The sequence below is a fragment of the Pseudomonas sp. K8 genome, from assembly GCF_014889455.1.
Classification (GTDB): domain Bacteria; phylum Pseudomonadota; class Gammaproteobacteria; order Pseudomonadales; family Pseudomonadaceae; genus Aquipseudomonas; species Aquipseudomonas veronii.
Genome location: NZ_VJWO01000009.1, coordinates 158,941 through 179,708, shown reverse-complemented (window position 1 = coordinate 179,708; position 20,768 = coordinate 158,941). Strand labels below are relative to the sequence as shown.

Sequence of the window (20,768 nt, the reverse complement as noted above, 5' to 3'; positions counted from 1 at the left end):
GTTAGTGGGCGACGGCCGCAGCGCCGTGTTCGTCGATCAACGCACCGTTGTGGAAACGGTCGATGGAGAAAGGTGCGGCCAGCGGGTGCATTTCACCCTTGGCCAGGCTCGCGGCAAACACGTTGCCTGAACCGGGAGTGGCCTTGAAACCGCCGGTGCCCCAACCGCAGTTGAAGAACATGTTCGGCACCGGGGTCTTTGAGATGATCGGGCAGGCGTCCGGCGTGGTGTCGACGATGCCGCCCCACTGGCGGTTCATACGCACGCGCGAGAGCACCGGGAACATCTCGACGATGGCCTGGATGGTGTGTTCGATCACCGGGTACGAACCGCGCTGGCCGTAGCCGTTGTAGCCGTCGATACCGGCGCCGATCACCAGGTCGCCCTTGTCGGACTGGCTGATGTAACCGTGTACGGCGTTGGACATGATCACGCTGTCGATAATCGGCTTGATCGGCTCCGACACCAGTGCTTGCAGCGGGTGCGATTCGATCGGCAGGCGGAAACCGGCGAGCGAAGCCATGTGCCCGGAGTTACCGGCAGTGACCACACCGACGCGCTTGGCGCCGATAAAGCCCTTGTTGGTCTCCACACCGATGCACACGCCGTTTTCCTTGCGAAAGCCGATCACTTCGGTCTGCTGGATCAAATCCACTCCGAGGGCGTCGGCGGCGCGGGCAAAGCCCCAGGCCACCGCATCGTGACGGGCCACGCCGCCGCGTCGTTGCACGGTGGCGCCCATCACCGGGTAGCGGGTGTTCTTCGAGCAATCCAGGTACGGAATCTCGTCCGCGACCTGTTTGGCGTTGAGCAGTTCGCCGTCCACGCCGTTGAGGCGGTTGGCGCTGACGCGACGTTCGGAATCGCGGATGTCCTGCAGGGTGTGGCACAGGTTGTAGACGCCGCGCTGGGAGAACATCACGTTGTAGTTCAGGTCCTGGGACAGGCCTTCCCACAGTTTCATCGCGTGTTCGTACAAGTGCGCCGACTCGTCCCATAGGTAGTTGGAACGCACGATGGTGGTGTTGCGCGCGGTGTTACCGCCGCCCAGCCAGCCCTTTTCGACCACGGCGACATTGGTGATGCCGTGCTCCTTGGCCAGGTAGTAGGCGGTCGCCAGACCATGCCCGCCACCGCCGACGATGACCACGTCGTACACCTTTTTAGGGGTCGGCGTGCGCCACATCTTCTGCCAGTTTTCGTGGTGGCTGAGTGAGTGCTTGAAGAGGCCGAAGCCCGAGTAGCGTTGCATAGTCATTACTCCAAAACCGCGCTCAGCGATAAACCGGGAAATCAGCGCACAGGGCCGACACGCGCTTGGCCACGTCGGCCTCGACATCGGCGTCGCCGAGGTTGTCGAGGATGTCGCAGATCCAGCCGGCCAGCTCGATGCATTGCGGCACCTTGAAACCGCGCGTGGTCACCGCCGGCGTGCCGATACGCAGGCCCGACGTCACGAACGGCGACTGCGGGTCATTCGGCACGGCGTTCTTGTTGACGGTGATGTGGGCGCGACCGAGAGCGGCGTCCGCGTCTTTACCGGTGAGGCCCTGGCGAATCAGGCTGACCAGGAACAGATGGTTATCGGTGCCGCCGGACACTACATCGTAGCCGCGTTTGATAAACACGCCGGCCATGGCCTGGGCGTTGTCGATCACTTGCTGCTGATAGGCCTTGAAGCCAGGCTCCTGGGCTTCCTTGAAGCACACCGCCTTGCCGGCGATGACGTGCATCAGCGGGCCGCCCTGGGCGCCAGGGAATACAGCGGCGTTGAGTTTCTTTTCGATCGTTTCGTTGGCACGCGCCAGAATCAGGCCGCCACGCGGACCGCGCAGGGTCTTGTGGGTGGTGGTGGTGACCACGTCGGCGTAAGGCAGCGGGTTCGGGTACAGACCGGCGGCCACCAGGCCGGCGACGTGGGCCATGTCGACGAACAGCAGCGCACCGACCTTGTCGGCGATCTGACGGAAGCGTGGGAAATCCAGGGTCTTGGAGTAGGCGGAGAAACCGGCCACCACCATCTTCGGCTGGTGCTCCACGGCCAGGCGCTCGACTTCGTCGTAGTCGATCAGCCCGGTGTCGGTGTTGATGCCGTATTGCACCGCGTTGTACAGCTTGCCCGAGGACGACACTTTGGCGCCGTGGGTCAGGTGGCCGCCGTGGGCCAGGCTCATGCCGAGGATGGTGTCACCGGCGTTCAACAGCGCCAGGTACACCGCGCTGTTGGCGGATGAGCCGGAATGCGGCTGCACGTTGGCGTAGTCGGCGCCGAACAACTGCTTGGCGCGCTCGATGGCCAGGGCTTCGACCTTGTCCACATGCTCGCAGCCACCGTAGTAGCGCTTGCCCGGGTAGCCTTCGGCGTACTTGTTGGTCAGGCCGCTGCCTTGGGCTTGCATCACGCGCTTGCTGGTGTAGTTCTCCGACGCGATCAGCTCGATATGAGCTTCCTGCCGCTGCTCCTCGGCATTCATCGCCGCGAGCAGTGCATCGTCATAACCCTGGATCTGGTCTTGTTTGCTGAACATCGCGTCTCTCCCAGCCTTTCGTATTGTTAAGGCCCGTGCAGGGCCCTTTGATGCGATGGTAGGGCTGGCGCAGGCAGGTCAAATGCCTACGGACGCCACGCAAAGGTGCGTTTACGACATAGCTGGAACAACGCAGAACAAATGTGGGAGGGGGCTTGCCCCCGATAGCGGTGTGTCAGCCACGGCATGTGCAAGCTGATCCACCGCTATCGGGGGCAAGTCGAACCGTCGCACCGCCCCTCCCACACTGGTTAGGCGATGATTTGACGGACGAGTAGCAACAGCAGGAAATGCACAGGATAGAGGGCATAGGCCCAGCGGCGCATTGCCGGCGGCGTGGCGTTTTTGACATGTCGCAACAGGACCAGGCCGGCCAATGGCGCGATCAGGCATGCCGCCAACCCCATCCACGCCACCGGCGTGCCGCTATCGAGCAGAATCTGCCATTGATTGGCTGCCACACACAGCAGCCCCGGAAATACGCTGAAATACCATGGCCGACGAAACACCAACACCATCGCCCACGGCAGCAATACACCGAAGAAACCGAACATCAGCTGCGTGGAAAACACAGCGCCTATCGCCAGGGAAATCAGCGCCAATCCTCGATCAACCAGCGCCTTCTGCTGCCATCCTCGGGCAACCAGCAGGCCCAACGCCAAGGTGGGCAACACATTCAACGTATCGGCATCTTCGATGAACAGCCGGTACGGCACTTCGCTGATCAGGCTGAACAACAGCAACCAGCCCAGGTAACGCCAGCGGCCGCTCACTGGCGCGTCTCGCACCCGATGCACATTCGCCGCAATCGCCAGGCAAAACCACGGGAACGCCAGGCGCCCCGGCACATACAGGCCATCCAGGCTCAACCCGACATAACGCAAGTGGTCCAGCACCATGCTCAGCAGCGCCAGCCACTTGAGCAAATCCAAGGCGCCATCGCGGACACGTCCGACAGGAATCGTTTCAGTAGCGTGCATAATTCCCCAGTGACTTTGCATTTACAGTGCGTGTGCACCCCAGACAATCTTGGTTAAAGTGTGCACCAACATCGACCACAGGAATGGGCCATGACCGACAAGAGCCAACAATTCGCCAGCGATAACTATTCCGGCATCTGCCCGGAAGCCTGGGCCGCCATGGAACAAGCCAACCACGGCCATCAGCGCGCCTATGGCGATGACGAATGGACCCACCGCGCCGCCGACGGTTTCCGTAACCTGTTCGAGACCGACTGCGAAGTGTTCTTCGCCTTCAACGGCACCGCCGCCAACTCCCTGGCGCTGTCATCGCTGTGCCAGAGCTACCATAGCGTGATCTGCTCGGAAACCGCCCACGTCGAGACTGACGAATGCGGCGCACCGGAGTTTTTCTCCAACGGTTCCAAGCTGCTCACCGCGCGCACCGAAAACGGCAAGCTGACCCCGGAATCGATCCGCGAGATCGCCCTCAAGCGCCAGGACATCCATTACCCCAAACCCCGCGTGGTGACGCTGACCCAGGCCACTGAAGTCGGCAGCGTGTACACCCCGGACGAAATCCGCGCCATCAGCGCCACCTGCAAAGAGCTCGGCCTGAACCTGCACATGGACGGCGCGCGCTTCGCCAACGCCTGCGCGTTCCTCGGCTGTTCGCCGGCCGACCTGACCTGGAAAGCCGGGGTGGATGTGTTGTGCTTCGGCGGCACGAAAAACGGCATGGCCGTGGGCGAAGCGATTCTGTTCTTCAACCGCGCACTGGCCGAAGACTTCGACTACCGCTGCAAACAGGCCGGCCAGCTCGCGTCGAAGATGCGCTTCCTCTCCGCGCCGTGGGTGGGCCTGCTGGAAAACGACGCCTGGCTCAAACACGCACGCCACGCCAACCACTGCGCACAGTTGCTGAGCAGCCTGGTGGCGGATATTCCCGGCGTGGAATTGATGTTCCCGGTGCAGGCCAACGGCGTGTTCCTGCAACTCTCGGAACCGGCGATCGCCGCGCTGACGGCCAAGGGCTGGCGCTTCTACACCTTCATCGGCAAAGGCGGCGCGCGCTTCATGTGTGCGTGGGACACCGAGGAAGAACGCGTGCGCGAGCTGGCGGCGGATATTCGCGAAGTGATGGGGGCCTGATTACGAAGGTGGCAGGGGCTTGCTCCCTGCCACAGTGGATCGTGCCCACTTAAGGTGTGGGTCAGAACTCAATCCGCACGTCGCCCTTCGGCACGCTGCAGCACGACAGGATGTAGCCCTCGGCTTCGTCTTCCTCGGTAATCCCGCCGTTGTGGTCCATCTCGACCTCGCCGCCCAGCTTGAGCACCTTGCATGTGCCGCAAATCCCCATGCCGCAGGCCTTGGGAATCAGCAGGCCGAGCTTGGCCGCAGCGGCGTGGACGGTTTCGCCCGGCGCCACGCGGATGCTCTTGCCCGAGGTGATGAACTCGACCTGATGCAGGTCCGCCAGGTCGATTTCCGGCGCATCGGCGGCTTGTTCGGCCTGCTCCACCGCATCGGCGCGGGCTTCCGCTGGCGTCGCGCCAAAGGACTCTTCGTGATAACGCGTCATGTCGAAACCGGCGGCTTCCAGCAGGCGCTTCACTGCGGTCATGTACGGCGTGGGGCCGCAGCAGAACACTTCGCGCTCCAGGAAGTCCGGCACCATCAATTCGAGCATCTTGTGGTTCAGGTAACCGCGATACCCGGCCCAGGGCTCGCCCAGGCCGTGCTTCTCGCAGATCAGGTGCAGGCTGAAGTTGTCGATCCGCGAGGCCATGTGCTCCAGCTCGCGGTGGTAGATGATGTCTTTGGGCGAGCGCGCGCTGTGGATAAACGTCATGTCGACGTTGGCGTTGGTGTCGTAGAACCAGCGCGCCATGGACATCACCGGGGTAATGCCGACACCGCCGCTGAGGTACAGCACCTTGGGGCTTGGGAAGTCGATGGCATTGAACAGCCCGACCGGCCCGTGGACCGCCAGCTCCTGGCCCTCGTGCAGGGTGTCGTGCAGCCAGTTGGAGACCTTGCCGCCCGGCACGCGCTTGATCGTCACCGAGAAGCTGTAAGGCACCGACGGCGAGCTGGAGATGGTGTAGGAACGCATGATCGGCTGGCCGTCGATTTCCAACTCCAGGGTGACGAACTGCCCCGGCTTGAAAAAGAACAGGATCGGCTGGTCGGCCATGAAGCAGAAGGTGCGAACGTCCCAGGTTTCCTGGATGACTTTGACGCAACGGACAATGTGCCGACCATTGGCCCAGGTCTGGGTGGTTACCGGATTCAGGAAGTTACTGGACATGCTGTTCTCCACCGCCGAGGCTCGGCCTTATGGTGGCGATTCTGCGTAACGCGAGAACCACCCATTTACCTATCTGCGACATTCACATACTTATCGCGACCAGCCCCCAACGACAGGGGGTTGCGCGTCGGGAACAGATTGGGCCATGTCGCCCATGGATAAGGTTCACCGCAACGGCGGCCGCACACTCGCTGCCAACAACGACACTTTCTTTACGCCTTGCACTGCACTAACCGTAGCCACTTTCGCCGGCCACACAGAATGGCCATGAGGACACACACGATGGACGTCACCGCAACCTTAAGCTTGGGCGATCCGCTGGAACCCGCACGCAAGGCCACCGCGCAGATGCTGCAAGAGCGCGAACGCACGTTCTCGCTGCCACAGCCGTTCTACTCTGATGAGCGGTTGTTTGATATCGATATGCAGGAGATCTTCCAGAAAGAATGGTTGATCGCCGGCATGACCTGCGAGATCCCCACCAAGGGCAACTTCCTGACCCTGCAAGTGGGCAAGAACCCGATCATCGTGATCCGTGGCGCCGATGGCGTGGTGCATGCGTTCCACAACGTCTGCCGCCACCGCGGTTCGCGCTTGTGTACCAGCGACAAAGGCAAGGTCGCCAAGCTGGTCTGCCCGTACCACCAGTGGACCTACGAACTGGACGGCCGCCTGCTGTTCGCCGGCACCGAGATGGGCGCCGACTTCGACATGAAGCAGTACGGCCTCAAGCCGATCAACGTGAAGACCGCCGGCGGCTACATCTTCATCAGCCTGGCGCAGAACCCGCCGGCCATCGATGACTTCCTGTCGACCCTGAACCACTACATGGAACCCTACGACATGGAGAACACCAAGGTGGCGGTGCAAACCACCTTGATGGAAAAGGCCAACTGGAAACTGGTGCTGGAAAACAACCGCGAGTGCTACCACTGCAACGCCTCGCACCCCGAGCTGTTGAAAACCCTGCTCGAGTGGGACGACGTCACCGACCCGCGCGCCGACCAGGCCTTCAAGGACCACGTGGCCGCCAGCGCCGCGGCCTGGGAAGCCGAAAAAATCCCTTACGCCCACGCCAGCTTCGGCCTGCGCAACCGCATCGTGCGTATGCCGCTGCTCAAAGGCACCGTGTCGATGACCCTGGACGGCAAACAGGGCTGCAAGAAGTTGATGGGCCGCATCAAGAACCCGGACCTGGGCTCGATGCGTATCCTGCACCTGCCGCACTCGTGGAACCACTGCATGGGCGACCATGTGATCGTGTTCACCGTGTGGCCGATCAGCGCCCAGGAAACCATGGTCACCACCAAGTGGCTGGTCCACAAGGACGCGGTCGAAGGCGTGGACTACGACGTGGAGCGCATGCGCCAGGTATGGGACGCCACCAACGACCAGGACCGTCGCCTGGCCGAAGAAAACCAGCGCGGGATCAACTCCACCGCCTACCAGCCGGGCCCCTACTCCAAGACCTATGAGTTCGGCGTGGTGAACTTCATCGACTGGTACAGCGAGCGCATGCTGAGCAACCTCGGCGCGGCGCCGGCGCCCTACCTCAAAGGCGTGGCCGCCCAGTAACCATCCCAGTGGGAGCGGGCTTGCTCGCTCCCACATTGGGTTGCGCACTGATCAAAATTTGTTCAAGCACACTGAACCCCTCTCGCCGCCTGCCCTCCAGCCTTTGCCCAACAACTTATCCACAGAGCCACCCACAGCAATTGTGCGCAAGTGCGCCTGCCCGTCGAAATTAAATCAAGAAAATCCGTGACTTATTCGACTTGGCCGTTTTAAGGCGCCACTGATCATTTTTTGAACAGCTCCGTGTAAGCCATATGAACCGTGCCCTGTAGCGGTACGCGAACACCTTATCCACAGAAGCACCAACAGACTTTGGGGGCAACTTTGACGCGGCTGTGGAAAACCCCTTCAAACCTTCATAAACCGGACTATCCACGCGTTTCAGCGGGCAAATGCGCGCAATTGATCAAATTTCGATCAACCTAGCGTAAGCCTTGATTTATAAGGGCTGCAGCGGTAAGCGAACATCTTATCCACAGAAGCGCCAACAGACTTTGGGGGAAACTCTGCGCGGGGTAATGGCTGTGATCACACAGAAACCCAAGGAAAAACCGAGGGTTAGCCTGGTCGTTTTTTGTACGGAGGGCTGCAGGGCTTGATTTACAGGGGGTGTGGACAACCGCGAACAGGTTATCCACAGACGGGTCAACAGGGATTGTGGGTAAGCCACTCTCCCCGTTGCGGCTCAGCGAACCACGCCTTCCTCAAGCAACAACTTGAGAATCGCTTCAGCACCCGCTTCAGGGCTGAGGCCCTTGAGTACCTGCCCGCCGCCGCCACTGGCCTTGGCCGTGGCCGCCTTCATCCGGTCCGCGCCGCTCTTGGCCTTGATCACCTTGAGCCGCTTGGGTCGTGGCTTGGCCGGTTGCAGCACGGCGCCTGTGAATAACTCGTCCGCTTCAACCTCGACCTCGTGGGCCGCCAGTTCGCCGCGTTGCGCCGGGCCATAGGCGCTCTGTCGAGGCTTGGGCGCGGCGTTATCCACCGTGGCCAGAAACGGCAGGCGCACCTTCAAGCGCCGCCGCTGCCCACGGGGCAAGGCTTGCAGCACCAGGGCCACGCCGCTCTCGATGGACTCCACCTGCGCCAGTCCGACAATCAGCGGCCAGCCCAGGTGTTCGGCGAGCAGGAACGGCAACATCCCCGAACCTTCGCCGGTTTCGGCCTGGCTACCGGTGAGCACCACCTGGGCGCCGGCGTCGCGCAGATACTCACTGAGCACCGGCAAGGCATCGGCGCCAGGCGGTTGTTCGAGCACATGCAACTGCGCCAGCCCCATGCCCAGGTAGCTGCGCAGCGTGGGTTCGGCGATGTCGCCGGCATGTAGCACCTGCAACTTATCCCCAGCCATTTGCAGGCCCAGCTCGACCGCGCGCGCATCCTGCGCGGCGCGGCGCGGGCGCCCGGAGGTGGGGTGGGCGCCGATGGAGACCAGACTGATTACCTGCGTGTTCATGCCCTTATCCTTTGCTTAAGCCGCATCGCGCTTGGCGCCGTGGCGGTAGGCCTCGACCGCAGCGATCAAGGCTTGCAGAATCGCGGCGCTGTCGCCGATCACCGACAGGTCGGCACGCTTGATCATGTCGCAGCCGGGGTCGAGGTTGATCGCCACCACCTTGTCGCAGGCGCCGATGCCTTGCAGGTGCTGGATCGCCCCGGAGATACCGACGGCCACATACACCCGCGCCGTGACCCAGGTGCCGCTGGCGCCGACCTGGCGATCGCGGGCCATGAAGCCATCGTCCACCGCGACGCGCGAGGCGCCTTCGGTAGCGCCCAGGGCGGCGGCGGTCTGGTGGAACAGCGCCCAGTCCTTCACGCCGTTGCCGCCGGAGAAAATAAACTCGGCTTCAGCCATCGGAATCGCCGCCGGGTCCACCGCCACCGCGCCGAGGTCTTCGATACGCGGCAGGCTGCGCGCCAGGGCTGTGGATAACTCCACGGGCAGCACTTCATGCCGAGTGTCGCTGACCGGATCGGCGCATTCGGCGGCGGCCAGGATCAGGCGCGGCAGCGGCCGGGCCACGTCTTGCTGACCAGCACCGGCACGGCCGATGCACTGCTCGCCCTGGATCTGCCACACCCGCGTGGCCGGGCGCTCGTTGAGGCTGGCGGCAAAACGCCGACCGAGTTCACCGCCACCGCTGCGGCTGTCCGGCAGCAACCAATGGCGCGGGTTGAACTGGTTATCCACAGCCCGCAGGCCCTGCACGCGTTGCTCCGGTGAATAACCGTCGAAGGCATGACCTTCGAGCACCAGCAGGCGGTCGACGCCGGCCGTGGCAAATGCGTTTTCCTTGTGTTCGCCAAACACCACGGCCAGCACCGCACCGTCGCTGCCGGCGAGTTGCCGGGCCAGGCCGAGCAGGTCACGGTCGTGGCTGCTCAGGCGGCCGCCGACCATGTCCGGCACCACGTTGATGTAGAACGCGGGCGCCGCCACTTGATGCAGCGGCAACTGCACCGCCACCGCCGCCGTGCGCTTGGCCGCCCCGCCCTGCTGGGCACCGCTGCGGTCGATGCGCTTGATGCCGTTGGGGCCGATAAAACCGACACCATGGACGTTCTTGCGGATGACGCCGTTGGGCCCCATCCAACTGTGTTGCACCGGCTGCATCGCCGCATGCAGCGGGTGCAGGCGGTTACGGGCGATCCATTCGGCGCGTGGGTCGCGGCGGATAATGTCGCTCATCAGTGTACCTCCGCGGGTTCACGCGTGATCGGGGCTTTGGCCGGTGCCGGCTCGTCGAGCAAGGCATCGGCCACCAACTCGGCGATGTCCTTGATCAGTGGGCGCGGTTCGACCACGCCTTCGAGCATCGCGGTGCATTGCGGGCAGCCCACGGCCACCAGCTCGGCGCCGGTTGTGCGGATGTCGTCCATCCGCATATCGGGGATGCGTTGCTTGCCCGGAATGTCGGTGATCGGCGCGCCGCCACCGCCACCGCAGCAGCGTGAACGGTAGCCCGAGCGTTGCATCTCCTTGACCTCGATCCCCAACGCGCGCAGCACCTGGCGCGGCGCCTCGTATTCGCCGTTGTAGCGGCCCAGGTAGCACGGGTCGTGATAGGTCACGCTGCTGCCTTTGTGCTGGCCCAGGTTCAGCGCGCCGTCGCCGATCAGCTCGGCCATGAAGGTGCTGTGGTGCTGTACGACATAGTCACCGTTGAAGGCGCCGTATTCGTTTTTCAGCACATGGAAACTGTGCGGGTCGCAGGTGACGATGCGCGTGAAGTTGTACTTGGCCAAGGTCTGGATATTGCGCGTGGCCAGCAGTTGGAAGGTCGCTTCATCGCCCAAGCGGCGGGCGACGTCGCCGCTGTCGCGCTCTTCCAGGCCGAGCACGGCGAAGTCGACCTTGGCCGCTTTCAGCACTTTGACGAAAGCGCGCAGGGTGCGTTGGTTGCGCATGTCGAAGGCAGCGTCGCCGACCCAGAACAGCACCTCGCAGCGACCTTTTTCGCTGAGCAACGGCAGGTTCAGATCCGCCGCCCAGTTCAGTCGGCCGCCCGGTGCGAAGCCGCCGGGGTTGTCGGTGGCGATCAGGTTTTCGAGGACTTCGGCGCCCTTGTTCGGCGTGGCGCCTTTTTCCAGGGTGAGGTGGCGGCGCATGTCGACGATGGCGTCCACGTGCTCGATCATCATCGGGCACTCTTCCACACAGGCGCGGCAGGTGGTGCAGGACCACAAAGTGTCGGCGTCCACCAGGCCGTTGACGATCGGTTGGTGCGGGTTGCCGCGGTGTTCACCGATCGGTTTTCCAGGATAAGCGCTGCCGGCGAACTTGGCATCGGTGCCGCCGGCCAGGCCGACCACCATGTCCTGAATCAGCTTTTTCGGGTTCAGCGGCTGGCCGGCGGCGAACGCCGGGCACGCCGCTTCGCACTTGCCGCACTGCACGCAGGCGTCGAAGCCGAGCAGTTGGTTCCAGGTGAAGTCCTTGGGTTTTTCCACGCCCAGGGGCGCGCTTTTATCGTTCAGGTCCAACGGTTTCAAACCGGTGGAACGGCCCCCGCCGAAACGCTCGGCGCGGCGGTGCCAGGCCAGGTGCAAGGCACCGGCGAAGGCGTGCTTCATCGGCCCGCCCCAGGTCATGCCGAAGAACATTTCCGACACGCCCCACAGCACACCCACGCTCAACAACGCGGCCAGCAACCAGCCGCCGAAGTCGGCGGGCAGCACCCCGGCCACCGGCAGCGTCACCAGGAAGAAGCTCACAGAAAACGCCATCAGGCTTTTCGGCAGGCGCATCCACGGGCCTTTCGACAGGCGCGACGGCGGATTGCGCCGGCGCAGATAGACAAACGTGGCGCCGACAAACATCAGTACCGACGCCAGCAGCAAGGCAACGCCGAGGATGCGGTTATGCAGGCCGAAACCATGCACCAGGACCGCCAGCAGCGCCGACAGCACAAAACCCAGCGCCGTAGCGACGTGGGTGTTGGCGATGTATTTGTCGCGGGCGACCACGTGGTGCAGGTCGACCATGTAGCGCTTGGGCATGGCCAGCAGGCCTTTGATCAAGTCGACCTTCGACGCTCGCCCACGGCGCCACATGGCTGCCCGCCGCAGTGCGCCCAGAACAGCAAGGCCCAGCGCCGCGAACAGCAGAATCGGAAGAAGAGTATTCAACATGGTGAAGCTCCCACAGACCACACGGATCTACTGTGAAACCGGGCCCTAAATGTGGGAGGGGGCAAGCCCCCTCCCACATTTTCAGACCGAGTACACATTGGTTCGGTGTCGGGTCAGAAATCCTTGCACAAGCGCAGGGCGTCATAGATCGCGGCGTGGGTATTGCGCTGCGCCACACAGTCACCGATGCGGAACAGCAAGTAGCCCTCGCCCGCTTCGCTCAGGCACGGTTGCGGCTTGATCGCGAACAGCGCTTCGATGTCCATCTGCCCCTTGTTGCGCGAGCCGGGCTTGAGGGCGTAGTAGATCTCCTCATCGGGACGCACGCCGTTTTCCACCACCACTTGATCGACCACCCGCTCCTCTTTGGCGCCGGTGTATTCGTTCTCCAGCACCGCCACCAGCTTGTCGCCTTCGCGGTAGACCTTTTCCAGCATCATGTCGCCGGTCATGATCACTTCCTTGGGGTACATGCTGCGGTAGTAGGTCGGGAACGACGTACCGCCGATGGCCACGCCGGGCTTGATGTCGTCGGTGACGATCTCGACCTGGCTGCCCTTGTCCGCGAGGAAATCGGCCACCGACATGCCGGTGAATTCGCAGATGGTGTCGTAGACCAGCACGTTCTTGCCCGGCGCGACTTTGCCGTCGAGCACGTCCCAGCTGCTGACCACCAGGCCTTCGGCCGCGCCCCAGTGTTCGTTCTGCTCCAGGAACGGATGCCCGCCCACCGCCAGCACCACCACATCCGGGCGCAGGTCGAGGATGGCCGCCGCGTCCGCCGCCACGCCCAGGCGCAGGTCGACGTTCAACCGCGCCAGTTCCAGTTGGAACCAACGGGTGATCCCGGCGATCTGGTCGCGCTGCGGGGCTTTGGACGCGGTAGTGATTTGCCCGCCGATAAAGGCTTTTTTCTCGAACAGGGTCACGTCGTGGCCACGCTCGGCGGCGACGCGCGCAGCCTCCATCCCCGCTGGCCCGGCGCCGACCACCACCACCTTGCGCTTGGGCCCGGTGGATTTTTCGATGATGTGCGGCACGCCCATGTATTCGCGGGAGGTCGCGGCGTTCTGGATGCACAGCACATCCAGGCCCTGGTACTGGCGGTCGATGCAATAGTTGGCGCCGACGCACTGTTTGATCTGGTCGATCTGGCCCATCTTGATCTTGGCGATCAGGTGCGGGTCGGCGATGTGGGCGCGGGTCATGCCGACCATGTCCACATAGCCGCCTTCGAGGATGCGCGTGGCCTGGTTCGGGTCCTTGATGTTCTGCGCATGCAGCACCGGGGCCTTGACCACTTCCTTGATCCCGGCCGCCAGATGCAGGAACGGCTCCGGTGGATAACTCATGTTCGGAATGACGTTGGCCAGGGTGTTGTGGGTATCGCAACCCGAGCCGACCACACCGATAAAATCGAGCATGCCGGTGTCGTCGTAATACTTGGCGATCTGCTTCATGTCCTCGTGGGACAAGCCGTCCGGGTGGAACTCATCGCCGCACAGGCGGATGCCGACGCAGAAATCCGGGCCGACTTCAGCCCGCACCGCCTTGAGCACTTCCAGGCCGAAACGCATGCGATTTTCAAAGCTGCCGCCCCATTCGTCGGTGCGCTTGTTGACCCGCGGGCTCCAGAACTGGTCGATCATGTGCTGATGCACCGCCGACAGCTCCACGCCGTCCAGGCCACCGGCTTTCGCCCGCGCTGCCGCGCTGGCGTAGTTGCCGATCACGCGCCAGATCTCTTCCGGCTCGATGGTCTTGCAGGTCGCACGGTGTACCGGCTCGCGGATGCCCGAGGGCGACAGCAGGGTCGGCCAATGCTCGCCGTCCCAGCGCGAGCGGCGGCCCATGTGGGTAATCTGGATCATGATCTTGGCGCCATGCTTGTGCATGGCATCGGCCAGGTTCTGGAAGTGCGGGATGATCCGGTCGTCGGCCAGGTTCACCGATTTCCACCAGCCTTGCGGGCTGTCGATGGCCACGCTGGAAGACCCGCCGCAGATGGCCAGGCCGATCCCGCCCTTGGCTTTCTCTTCGTAGTACTTCACATAGCGGTCGGTGGTCATGCCGCCGTCGGTGGCATACACCTCGGCGTGGGCGGTACTGAGCACGCGGTTGCGGATGGTCAGTTTGCCGATCTGGATCGGCGCGAACATTGCTTCGAAAGCCATGGCAGGGTTCCTCGACTTACAACGGCTTGACGGTGAACAGGCCGTCGTCATGACCCTCTTCGGAGCCGCCGTAGACTTGTTCGGCCACGGTGCGAATAGCGCTGCCGCGCGCTTGCAGGATCTGGTCCATGGCCCCGGCAAACCAGCCGGTGAACATGTAGTCGACCTTGCGCCCGACCTTGCCGTACACGTAGACAAACGCCGAGTGTTCGAGCTTGACGCTGGCGGTGCCTTTGTCCAGGTCGATGTCCTGGATCTTGAACAGGCCCCAGCCGCGTTGCGACAGGCGCTTCATGTAGTGCTCGAACACCGCCACGCCTTCAAGGCCATGGCATTCAGCTTCTTTTTCACACCAGTGCCAGGCGGATTTGTAGCCGGCCTTGTAGAGGATCGCGGCGTAGGCCTCGGCTCCGAGCACCTCTTCGATACCCATGTGGTTGTTGACGAAGAAATGACGCGGTACGTACAGCATCGGCAGGGCGTCGGAGGTCCAGACACCGGTTTCGCTGTCGACTTCGATAGGCAATTGCGGGGCGATCTTGGCCATGGAAACTTAACTCCAGAAAATTCGTAGTGGTGTTGCCCGTGGGTGTTTGGCTTATTCGCCCCACACGTCCTTCAAGACGTTGACCCAGTTCTCGCCCATGATCTTGCGCACCACGCGTTCGCTGTGGCCGCGCTTGAGCAGGGTCTCGGTGAGGTTGGGGAACTCGCCCACGGTGCGGATGCCCAGCGGGTTGATGATCTTGCCGAAGCTGGTCAGGCGGCGGGCGTAGCCCTTGTCATGGGTCAGCATTTCGAAGAAATCCTGGCCATGACCCTGGGTGAAGTCGGTGCCGATGCCGATGGCGTCTTCGCCGACGATGTTCATGGTGTACTCGATGGCTTCGGCGTAGTCGTCGATGGTCGAATCGATACCCTTGGCCAGGAACGGCGCGAACATGGTCACGCCGACAAAGCCGCCGTGGTCGGCGATGAACTTCAGCTCTTCATCGGACTTGTTGCGCGGGTGTTCCTTGAGCCCGGAGGGCAGGCAGTGGGAGTAGCACACCGGTTTTTTCGATTCGAGGATGACTTCTTCGCTGGTCTTGGAGCCGACGTGGGACAGGTCGCACATGATGCCGACGCGGTTCATCTCGCCGACGATCTCGCGGCCAAAGCCCGACAGCCCGCCGTCGTGTTCGTAGCAACCGGTGCCGACCAGGTTCTGGGTGTTGTAGCACATCTGCACCACACCGACGCCGAGCTGCTTGAAGATCTCGACGTAGCCGAGCTGGTCTTCAAACGCGTGGGCGTTCTGGAAGCCGAAGATGATGCCGGTCTTGCCCTGTTCCTTGGCCTTGCGGATGTCGGCGGTGGTTTTCACCGGGATCACCAGGTCGCTGTTCTCGCGGATCAGGGTCTGGCTGGCGACGATGTTATTGATCGTCGCCTGGAACCCTTCCCACACCGACACGGTGCAGTTGGCGGCGGTCAGGCCGCCTTTGCGCATGTCCTCGAACAGCTCGCGGTTCCACTTGGCAATGATCAGCCCGTCGATAACGATGCTGTCGGCGTGTAATTGCGCTGGGCTCATCAGGCGTCCCCTTATTGGCGATTCGTGCGCCGAATCGTCTGCCGGCGCTTTGGGGCCAGCATATGCCGAGGGGCCGAGCGGACCGGGTGCAAAAACGACAGGGGAATTGCCGAAAGCGTCAATCCGCGACGAAGGTCGCTAAGACAGGTCTGTCTGGCGGCTGTTCTTTGTCTTACGCTTGGGCCAGAATTCCCGCATCAACCGATATGAGACGGCGCAATGAAATCGATTTTCCTGGCTTTGGCACTCATCGCAACCGGCGTCCACGCGGCCGAAGACACCGACAGCACGCCGTGCGACGGCATCGAAAACGACAAGCAAACCCTGGAATGCGCCACCTACAACAAAACCACCGCCGAGCAATTGCTCAAGGATAACTATCAAGGGTTGCTGGAGCGCATGGGTTCGACCTATGGCAGCAACAAGTCACAACTGGCAGACATTACCGCTCGTCTGAAGGATGCCCAGCAGAAGTGGGAAAAATTACGTGACGCCGATTGCGCGGTGGACACCTTCCCGGCGGCGACCGGCACCAAGCCCTATGCGATCGCGCTGAACGATTGCCTGGCGCGGATGAGTGATGAGCGGTCGGAGTTTTTGGAGTCGATCGGCCAGGAGTGAAGCATTCCCGCGCATTGAACGCGGGAACGCTTCACAGGCGTCAGGCCATGAAGGGCGACTTGAACGGGCTTTTCGTCAATGGGCGGCTGGGCGCATAGCTGTAGCCCAGCGCGGCGATATCCATCACCTCACTGATCCGGCGGGTCCAGGGATTAATCACATCATCATAGTTGTGGCCCGGCGGACCGTCCTGCATGGGGCAATAGTGCGGGGCCAGGTCCGGCTCATCCAGGCGTTTCTGCGCCTGCCAGTCCGCCCAGATCTTGTCGATGAAACAGTGATGCAGGAAGAACACCGGGTCATCCGGTGAGGTCATGGGCAACATATTGCCGCCAATCCACAAATGCACACGGTTATGCAGCTGCGAACCGGAGGTTTTGACAGCAGGATCGCCACGCTGGGTGATCCAGCCTTCCAGGCGGTTTCTGAAACCGCGGACGAAAGGGCTCGAGTTGTAATTGGGTTCGTCATACAGGCTTTCGTTCATCGCCACTCGCAGGTCGTCCTCGGTTGGCAGTGAGCTGATCACTTGCCCGAACTGGCGTTTGAGGCCTGGCCCGGGCAAACCCTCTTCGTCATAGGACGGCACGGGCCAGTTCCCGTATTTGTGGGCAAAGACCCCATCCTGCACGCGAAACTGATCGGCTGGGTCGCCATCACCCCCCAGGAAACCCTGGCGCCACACCGGCGATTGTTCAGGGGCGGCCGCATCCTGCGTCCAGTCCCAATAAGGCAGCGTCACGCCGACGTTGATCGCTTGTAGATCCGCCTCGAACTGCATCAACATTTCACGGTGCCACGGCAGAAATGCCGGCCCCCGGTGAGCACCGTTACGGTAGTTGGGATCTTGGGGTTCGTTCGGGTAGACCGTGGCCTTCATGACGGCGTGATGCCAATGAACATACTTGTCGTAGACACCGGAACGCTTCATCGCCAATAACGTGTTGATAAACTCCAGTTGTTCCGTTGCGGTCAGTGCGCGAATTTCCTTGCGAATATTCATTGCATAACTCCCTTGTCGGAATAGCCATGGAACAGGCCGGAACCCTCGGCAGGCTCCTTCAGGGAATCTATGAGACCGGGCACGCGGCGGTCTACTGTCAAAAATAACAGGTCGAGCACGTTCCCGACGGGTGGACGGCGGCCGTCTCAGCCCTCGACCCTGATACTATTGCGGCCTCTCTTTTTTGCCCCAAGGCGACCCAATGACTCTCTGCGGCATCGAAATCAAAGGCAGCGAAGCCATCATCGCCGTTGCCTCCCTGAACAATCAGACGCTGACCCACGTCGCCCTGGCCACCAAGAAAATCGCCCTCGAAGACGACGATGACGCGGCCAACGTCAAAGCCTTCGCCGCCCAGGTGAAGGCGTTCGTGCAGGACAACGCCATCGAACGCATCGCCATCAAGAAGCGCAGCAAAAAAGGCGAATTCGCCGGCGGCCCGACCACGTTCAAGATTGAAGGGGTGTTTCAACTGCTGGAGGGGGTTGAAGTGACGCTGCTGTCGCCGCAGACCATCAATGCGCAGAACAAGAAGCACAATTTCGATCTGCCGGCGATGCTGAACAAGTACCAGCATGAAGCCTTCAAGGCGGCGTGTTCGGCCCTGATAAAGCAATAGGCACACCGGCAATTTACTGTGGGAGGGGGCAAGCCCCCGATGGCGGTGTGTCAGCCACTCAGGTGCCGCTGATCCACCGTCATCGGGGGCAAGCCCCCTCCCACATTTGATCTTTGTCGCTTACAGGAGAAGGGGTGTACCAGCATGAAGCCTTCAAGGCGGCGTGTTCGGCCCTGATAAAGCAATAAGCACACCGACAATTCAGTGTGGGAGGGGGCTTGCCCCCGATGGCGGTGTGTCAGCCACTCAGGTGCCGCTGATCCACCGTCATCGGGGGCAAGCCCCCTCCCACATTTGATCTTGGTCGCTTACAGGAGAAGGGGTGTAGTACCAGCATGAAGCCTTCAAGGCGGCGTGTTCGGCCCTGATAAAGCAATAGGCACACCGACAATTTACTGTGGGAGGGGGCTTGCCCCCTCCCACATTGGCTGTGTGGTGTGTTTAGCCGGGTGTGCGGTGCTTGTGCAGCAGCCAGTCGCCGAAGGACTTGTCTTCCAGGGCATAACCGCCGCGGCTGGACTTCCATACCAGTTCCTTGTCACGCAGGGCATCGATACACGCCTGGATGGTCTGAGTGCCGGGCACCACGTCGCTGCCCATCTCCTCCAGCGCCTTGCTGACCGCAGTGAGGGTGCTGTCGGTGAACGGGGCGAAGGGTTGATTGTGTTGCGAACGCTCCACCATCACTTGCAGCACGGCACGTTGCGCAAGGGTGAGGGCGTTCCAGGCGCTTTCGAATTCGTTCCAGACGCCGGCGCGCAGCACTTCCGCGCGGCTGTGCAGCAACTGGCCCAGGTTGCTCGCCTCGCCCAACTCCAGGGCCACTTCACCGATGATGGTGCGCAGCATCTCGGGGCGCCGGCCTACCAACTCAAACGCTTCGTCGATATCCGCCGCGTTGAATTGGTTGGTCTCGGCCAGGTGCGCGTTGAGATGCGCGGTGTAAGCCTGAGTGAACGCCTTACCCAGCAACGGAAACGGCGTGATGCTGGAGCCGAAGAACGGCTGGCTTTTGCCCAGCACCAAATGAGCGAGCTTGTCGCGGTTAGAGCCGGTGAACACCAGGTGTAAGCCACTGCCCTCGCCTTCGCGGCCCTGGTTGAGCTGGTCGCGTGCGGCCTTGAGGGCGAACATGGCGTTGATGCCCGCTTCGGTGGTGAGCGCGTGCTGGGCTTCATCAATCACCAGCACCACGGTTTTCTCGGCGGCGCGGTGAAGTAATTCCAGTGCTTGCGTAAGGGTCGCGCCCACGGGCAGTTGAGGCTTGGTGAAGTCCCAGGACAAGGTGCGCAGGAAGCTGAGTTTTTCGATGCCGATGTTCTTCGCCAGTTTGCGGATGCCCTTTTCGAAAGGCACCAACGCACCGGCAATGGCGCTGGAAATCAGCTCGGCGGGATCTTTCTCCTTGTCGGCCCACAGGTCCACATACACCGTCAGCCAACCCCGAGCCTGGCACTCGGGGAGAAGGTCTTCGCGCAGAAAAGTACTTTTGCCGGTACGACGCGGCGCCGCGAGAAACAGGCCAGAGGTGAAATCCTGGATACCCACGCCCACCAGGCCATCGGCAATACTGCTTGCCAGGGTGGGGCGGCGGAACACAAAACCGCTGGGCTTGGACATGCTTTTATACTCAATTATTGAACTAACTATAAATTATAGTCGTGAGTATAATTGACTATAATCGCCGGTCAAACCACCTCCCGTCGCCGATCCTCCCGCGGACACTTGGCAAACCGCGCCCGATAGCTGCGGGTGAAATACGACGGCGACTCAAAGCCGCAGGCAAGGCTCACTTCCAGCACGCTCATGTCGCTCTGGCGCAACAACTGCCGCGCTTTTTCCAGGCGCAGGCCGAGGTAGAAGTTGCTCGGCGTGTCGTTCAGATGCAGGCGAAACAGCCGCTCCAACTGGCGCCGCGTGACTTTGATCGCCTCGGCCAGGGCCAGGGTGCTCAACGGCGGTTCGGTGTGTTGTTCCATCTCGCCGATCACCTGCACCAACTTCTTGTTGTTGATGCCGTAGCGCGTGGCGATCTGCATGCGCTGGTGGTCTTTGCGCGGGCGGATGCGCCCGAGCACGAATTGCTCGGAGACCTGGATCGCCAGGTCGGGGCCGTGGGCCTGGGCGATCAGGTCGAGCATCAAGTCGATGGAAGCGGTGCCGCCGGCGCAGGTAATGCGGCGGCGGTCGATCTCGAACAGTTCCTGGGTCACGCTCAGGTGCGGATAGGCTTCCTTGAAGGCGTCGATGGCTTCCCAGTGCAGGGTCAGGCGGTGGCCGTCGAGCAGCCCGGCCTCGGCCAGGATGCAGGCGCCGGTGTCGATGGCGCCGAGGGTCACACCGTCATGGTCGAGGCGGCGCAGCCAATGTTCGAGGGCCGGGGTGGCGAATTCAAGCGGTTCGAAACCGGCGACCACCATCAGCGTCGCGCCTTTTTTCAGCGGCTCCAGCGCCGCGTCGGCGTTGACCGACATGCCATTGCTCGCCAGCACCGCGCCGCCGTCCGCGCTCAACACATGCCAGCGGTACAACTCGCCACGAAAGCGGTTGGCCACGCGCAGCGGTTCGAGCGCGGAGATAAAGCCGATGGCCGAGAACCCTGGCATCAGCAGAAAGTAGAAATCCTGGGACATGGTGCGCTCTCGTAGGACCGGCAGCGTGGTCACTGTGATACGCCAGTTCAACGGCCCATTCAAGAGCACAGGTCGCTGCAGTGCAAGAGCGGGTCGCCGCCGTGCGTTTTGTCGCCCCTCAAGCTGCGTAA

General features: G+C 62.2%; 17 protein-coding genes. 4 read left to right on the top strand and 13 right to left on the bottom strand.

The annotated features are described in order from the left end of the window. Position 1 precedes the first annotated feature (1 nt). From INT12_RS09650 to INT12_RS09640, 3 genes are all read right to left on the bottom strand, one after another. On the bottom strand, positions 2 to 1,252 hold the full coding sequence (locus INT12_RS09650; RefSeq protein WP_003209185.1) for a sarcosine oxidase subunit beta: 1,251 nt from the start codon (positions 1,250 to 1,252) through the stop codon (positions 2 to 4). A gap of 22 nt (positions 1,253 to 1,274) precedes the next feature. After that, a complete protein-coding gene (gene glyA / locus INT12_RS09645; RefSeq protein ID WP_193039869.1) occupies positions 1,275 to 2,528 on the bottom strand; it encodes a serine hydroxymethyltransferase in 1,254 nt (417 codons plus the stop codon). A 251-nt stretch (positions 2,529 to 2,779) separates the two neighbouring features. After that, complete coding sequence (locus INT12_RS09640) at positions 2,780 to 3,508, bottom strand: TraX family protein (protein WP_193039868.1); 729 nt, start codon at positions 3,506 to 3,508, stop codon at positions 2,780 to 2,782. A 90-nt stretch (positions 3,509 to 3,598) separates the two neighbouring features. Between INT12_RS09640 and INT12_RS09635 the strand changes: the two genes are divergently transcribed. After that, entirely contained in the window at positions 3,599 to 4,639 is a 1,041-nt protein-coding gene (locus tag INT12_RS09635) for a threonine aldolase family protein (protein WP_017847880.1), read from the top strand. A gap of 61 nt (positions 4,640 to 4,700) precedes the next feature. On the opposite strand, the gene gbcB is transcribed toward INT12_RS09635, so the two are convergent. Continuing rightward, complete coding sequence (gene gbcB, locus INT12_RS09630; RefSeq protein ID WP_017847881.1) at positions 4,701 to 5,801, bottom strand: glycine-betaine demethylase subunit GbcB; 1,101 nt, start codon at positions 5,799 to 5,801, stop codon at positions 4,701 to 4,703. Positions 5,802 to 6,083: 282 nt separating this feature from the next. On the opposite strand from gbcB, the gene gbcA reads away from it, so the two are divergent. Further along, positions 6,084 to 7,376, top strand: coding sequence for a glycine-betaine demethylase subunit GbcA (gbcA, locus tag INT12_RS09625; RefSeq protein WP_017847882.1), 1,293 nt, complete (start codon positions 6,084 to 6,086; stop codon positions 7,374 to 7,376). Between the two features lie 685 nt (positions 7,377 to 8,061). Here gbcA and INT12_RS09620 read toward each other — a convergent pair. The 6 genes from INT12_RS09620 to INT12_RS09595 all read right to left on the bottom strand — a co-directional run bounded on the left by INT12_RS09620 (position 8,062) and on the right by INT12_RS09595 (position 15,761). Further along, positions 8,062 to 8,832, bottom strand: a complete 771-nt coding sequence (locus INT12_RS09620; protein ID WP_193039867.1) for an electron transfer flavoprotein subunit beta — start codon at positions 8,830 to 8,832, stop codon at positions 8,062 to 8,064. Between the two features lie 15 nt (positions 8,833 to 8,847). Then, positions 8,848 to 10,068, bottom strand: a complete 1,221-nt coding sequence (locus tag INT12_RS09615; protein ID WP_046381810.1) for an electron transfer flavoprotein subunit alpha/FixB family protein — start codon at positions 10,066 to 10,068, stop codon at positions 8,848 to 8,850. Then, entirely contained in the window at positions 10,068 to 12,011 is a 1,944-nt protein-coding gene (dgcB, locus tag INT12_RS09610; RefSeq protein ID WP_079444843.1) for a dimethylglycine demethylation protein DgcB, read from the bottom strand. Before dgcB ends, INT12_RS09615 begins: the two co-directional genes overlap by 1 nt. Positions 12,012 to 12,124: 113 nt before the next feature. After that, complete coding sequence (dgcA, locus tag INT12_RS09605) at positions 12,125 to 14,185, bottom strand: dimethylglycine demethylation protein DgcA (protein WP_017849541.1); 2,061 nt, start codon at positions 14,183 to 14,185, stop codon at positions 12,125 to 12,127. A gap of 16 nt (positions 14,186 to 14,201) precedes the next feature. Continuing rightward, a complete protein-coding gene (locus tag INT12_RS09600) occupies positions 14,202 to 14,732 on the bottom strand; it encodes a DUF5943 domain-containing protein (RefSeq protein ID WP_193039865.1) in 531 nt (176 codons plus the stop codon). A gap of 51 nt (positions 14,733 to 14,783) precedes the next feature. Further along, entirely contained in the window at positions 14,784 to 15,761 is a 978-nt protein-coding gene (locus tag INT12_RS09595) for a dipeptidase (RefSeq protein ID WP_193039864.1), read from the bottom strand. A 219-nt stretch (positions 15,762 to 15,980) separates the two neighbouring features. Here INT12_RS09595 and INT12_RS09590 point away from each other — a divergent pair, with 219 nt between their 5' ends. Then, positions 15,981 to 16,382 carry a lysozyme inhibitor LprI family protein gene (locus tag INT12_RS09590; protein ID WP_017849538.1) on the top strand — a complete coding sequence of 134 codons (402 nt, stop codon included), beginning with the start codon at positions 15,981 to 15,983 and terminating at the stop codon, positions 16,380 to 16,382. Between the two features lie 40 nt (positions 16,383 to 16,422). Here the strand turns inward: INT12_RS09590 and INT12_RS09585 are convergent, their stop codons facing one another. Further along, positions 16,423 to 17,385, bottom strand: coding sequence for a tyrosinase family protein (locus tag INT12_RS09585; protein WP_017849537.1), 963 nt, complete (start codon positions 17,383 to 17,385; stop codon positions 16,423 to 16,425). A gap of 202 nt (positions 17,386 to 17,587) precedes the next feature. Here INT12_RS09585 and INT12_RS09580 point away from each other — a divergent pair, with 202 nt between their 5' ends. Beyond that, complete coding sequence (locus INT12_RS09580) at positions 17,588 to 18,004, top strand: DUF3010 family protein (RefSeq protein WP_193039863.1); 417 nt, start codon at positions 17,588 to 17,590, stop codon at positions 18,002 to 18,004. Between the two features lie 441 nt (positions 18,005 to 18,445). Here the strand turns inward: INT12_RS09580 and INT12_RS09575 are convergent, their stop codons facing one another. Together INT12_RS09575 and INT12_RS09570 are read right to left on the bottom strand one after the other, a co-directional pair. Further along, positions 18,446 to 19,624 (bottom strand): AAA family ATPase, encoded by a 1,179-nt coding sequence (locus INT12_RS09575; RefSeq protein ID WP_104904324.1) that lies wholly within the window; start codon positions 19,622 to 19,624, stop codon positions 18,446 to 18,448. Positions 19,625 to 19,692: 68 nt separating this feature from the next. Continuing rightward, positions 19,693 to 20,637, bottom strand: a complete 945-nt coding sequence (locus INT12_RS09570; RefSeq protein ID WP_017844925.1) for a GlxA family transcriptional regulator — start codon at positions 20,635 to 20,637, stop codon at positions 19,693 to 19,695. Between the last annotated feature and the right edge of the window lie 131 nt (positions 20,638 to 20,768).